The sequence below is a fragment of the Enterobacter sp. TCD1-1 genome (assembly GCF_020567405.1).
Lineage (GTDB): Bacteria > Pseudomonadota > Gammaproteobacteria > Enterobacterales > Enterobacteriaceae > Enterobacter > Enterobacter quasiroggenkampii.
This window is the reverse complement of record NZ_JAJCXF010000004.1, coordinates 97,886-101,117: the sequence shown is the minus strand read 5'-3', so window position 1 is coordinate 101,117 and position 3,232 is coordinate 97,886. Positions and strand designations below refer to the sequence as shown.

The window sequence follows — 3,232 nt, the reverse complement described above, 5'->3', positions numbered from 1 at the left end:
AGCAGCACTGTCCAGCCCTTTTTGGCCACCCAGCTGAACACCTGCTGCAGATTGTACCAGCAGGCGTAGCCGGCCATCTCGGGATCGTCCCACCCCGTGGCGAACAGACGGCTGCTGAGAAAAGGTTCCGCGATATCAATACCCTCAATGGGGATCGCTTCATGAAGCGCCTCCAGATGCTGGCGAACATCCTCCCGCAGCAAATCGTCGAGCTCACGCAGGGTCACGACAAGCCGCGTGCGGCGCAGCGAAGCCGAGATCGGGTGAAGCTGCGCCAGATTCAGGATCCGCTCCTGACGCGGCGCGTGGGCGAGCGGAGGGGGTTCCCAGCCGTGCGCCTCAGCGCCGTTAAGCAGGCCGAAAAGCGTATCCACCGCAACGGGAAAGCGCTGCTCGTCCGCGCTCGCCCGCAGGCGGGACGCCTCTGGGCGATGGCGCCCGGCCTTGCGAAACTCGCCCGGAGACATGTTGTGATACCGCCGGAAGCGATCGGTCATTATGCGCGTGCTGGCAAACCCGTGCTCCAGCGCAATCTGATGCAGAGGACGGCTGGTGAGACGCAGGGCGTCAGCCGCTTTTTCCAGCCGCAGGGCGGTGATGTACTGCATAAAACTGACTCCCGTCTCTTTTCGAAAGAGACGGGAGAGCCACGCTTCTGAGACGAACTCACTCTCTGCGATTTCGGCCAGCGTAATGCGGCGGGTGTAGCTGGCGTCGATCCGCTCCAGGACACGGGCGATGCGCTTGCTTACGTTCGCGTGCTGGTGCCGGGGTTTCTGGCGGGTGGGCTGCTGAAAGCGACCGGTTAGCAGCAACAGGATCTCGCTCAGCCAGCGATTCGCCTCCAGCCGATAGCGGCGCGGATCGTTCACCAGCGTCACCACCAGAAGCTGGCGCAGCAGGTGCCGAAGCGCGTCGCACTGCGGCAAGCTCGCGCCGGGCTCCGCCGGAATCGCATAGTCATGGGCAAAAAAGTCTTCGTACAGCTGGATGACCCAGCCCCCGGAGAGGGTGACACGCAGGGTGACGTTAGCGCTCCGGCTGCTGAACCGCCAGCGCTGATGGCGGTTTATTATCGCAAGACCGTTTGTCTGCATCGTTTCTGGCCCCGCGTCGGCGTGCAACTCCCCCTCACCCTCCAGCACCCAGAGTATCGTCAGCGAATCACCTTCATCCTGCGCATAGCGTCGGATGTCCTCAACGGTTACCGCAAACTCACTTTTACGCTGCTTCATTTGCTGCTCCTGCCAGGACAAATAATGACATCCTCTTTTTTGTCATAACTGAATCGTATGAAAAACAATCAGAAAAAAGGCGTCGATTCACAACAAAAAAGGGCGTTTTCCGGCAATGCGATCGACATAAACTCGAAACTAACACCATTTGGCAGGAAAAGGATAACAAAAATGACACATCCAATTGTTGAAGCGCTGCGAGGCTCCGAGGCTCAGTTCACTGAATTACGACGCGAGTTTCACCGGCATCCCGAAATCGGCTTCGAGGAGCATAAAACCAGCGACCGCGTCGCGGCACTCCTGAAGCAATGGGGCTATGAGGTCCATCGGGGAATGGCCAAAACCGGCGTGGTCGGCACCCTGAAGGTGGGCAACGGCAGCAAACGTCTGGGCCTGCGCGCCGACATGGACGCACTGCCGATGCAGGAAAATAGCGGCAAAGCGTGGAGCAGCACGGTTGAAGGTAAATTTCACGGCTGCGGACACGATGGGCACACCACTACCCTGCTTTATGCCGCAGAGTATCTGGCCCGTACCCGCAACTTTAGCGGCACGCTGCATCTGATTTTTCAGCCAGCCGAAGAACTGCTGTATGGCGGGCGCGTCATGGTTGAAGACGGCCTGTTTGAACAATTCCCCTGCGACCATATTTTTGGCCTGCATAACATGCCCTCCCAGCCGCTTGGGAAAATTGGCCTGCGCGATGGCGCCATGATGGCCTCCTCTGACACCATTCATATTGAAGTGAACGGCGTAGGGGGACACGGCGCCGTTCCGGAACACACCGTTGATGCTACGCTGGTTGCCTGTCACATCACCCTCGCCCTGCAGTCGATTGTGTCGAGGAATATCACCCCATTCCAGCCGGTCGTCGTGACCGTGGGCAGCATCCAGGCGGGACATGCCCCGAATATTATCAACGATAAGGTATTAATGAAGCTGACCGTGCGCACGCTGGATGAAGCGGTGCGTCAAACCGTCCTGCAGCGGATCCACGACATTGCCGTGGCGCAGGCTGAGAGCTTCAACGCCACGGCCACGATTCGTCACGTGAATGGCAGCCCGGTGCTGCGCAATAGCCCGCAGGCCAATGACATGGTGCGCACGGTGGCGACTGACCTGTTCGGTCAGGATGCCGTTGCATCGGTCAATGCGTTTATGGGAAGCGAGGATTTTGCGTTCATGCTCGAAAAAAATCCTCAAGGCTGCTACTTCACTCTCGGTGCCGGAGATGAGCCGGATCGCTGTATGGTGCATAACCCAGGCTACGACTTTAACGACAAGCTCCTGCTGACCGGGGCGGCGCTCTGGACTGCGTTAACCGAACACTATCTGCGCTGATTCGCGCCAATCTGAGGGCTGCACGATGAGTACCGTTCCACTGACAGACACAACGTCCTACGCAGGTAACGATCGGCTGCTGGCCGGTATTGTGATGAGCGTCCTGACATTCTGGTTATTTGCGCAGTCTGTGATTAACGTTGTGCCGGCAATGAAAAACAGCCTCGCAATCTCTCTTGAAACCCTTACGCTGGCGGTCAGCCTCAGTGCGCTATTCAGCGGCTGTTTTGTCGTTGCCTGCGGGGGATTTGCCGATAAGTTTGGCCGCGTGCGCATGACGTACATTGGCCTGATGCTGAGCATCATCGGCAGTGCCTTACTCTTCGTATCGTGGGAGCCCGTTCTGTTTTTGCTGGGGAGAGCGATACAAGGTCTGTCAGCGGCCTGCATCATGCCCGCCACGCTGGCGCTGATTAAAACCTGGTATCAAGGCAACGCTCGCCAGCGGGCAATCAGCTTTTGGGTCATCGGCTCATGGGGCGGCAGCGGCCTGAGCTCATTTGTCGGCGGCGCCATCGCCACCACGCTCGGCTGGCGCTGGATCTTTATTTTTTCCATGCTGGTGGCGGCGGTGGCACTCCTGCTGATTCGCGGTACGCCGGAAAGCCGAAGCGACGGCGCACGTAGCCATAAGCTGGATACTAGCGGCCTGGTGA

The 3,232-nt window shown here is 58.7% G+C and carries 3 protein-coding genes; 2 read left to right on the top strand and 1 reads right to left on the bottom strand.

Annotation, left to right across the window (positions count from 1 at the left end; genetic code table 11):
• Positions 1-1,235: helix-turn-helix transcriptional regulator (locus tag LJA86_RS16910; RefSeq protein ID WP_229226466.1), on the bottom strand; the 1,235-nt coding region annotated here is incomplete at its 3' end.
• Between the two features lie 171 nt (positions 1,236-1,406).
• Between LJA86_RS16910 and LJA86_RS16905 the strand changes: the two genes are divergently transcribed.
• Positions 1,407-2,576, top strand: coding sequence for a M20 aminoacylase family protein (locus LJA86_RS16905; RefSeq protein WP_196346623.1), 1,170 nt, complete (start codon positions 1,407-1,409; stop codon positions 2,574-2,576).
• A 25-nt stretch (positions 2,577-2,601) separates the two neighbouring features.
• Positions 2,602-3,232 (top strand): MFS transporter (locus tag LJA86_RS16900; protein WP_229226465.1); only part of this gene is annotated, 631 nt, incomplete at its 3' end.

Coding starts and splice junctions, on each gene's coding strand:
- LJA86_RS16905 (WP_196346623.1), top strand. CDS start 1,407: ATGACACATCCAATTGTTGAAGCGCTGCGAGGCTCCGAGGCTCAGTTC.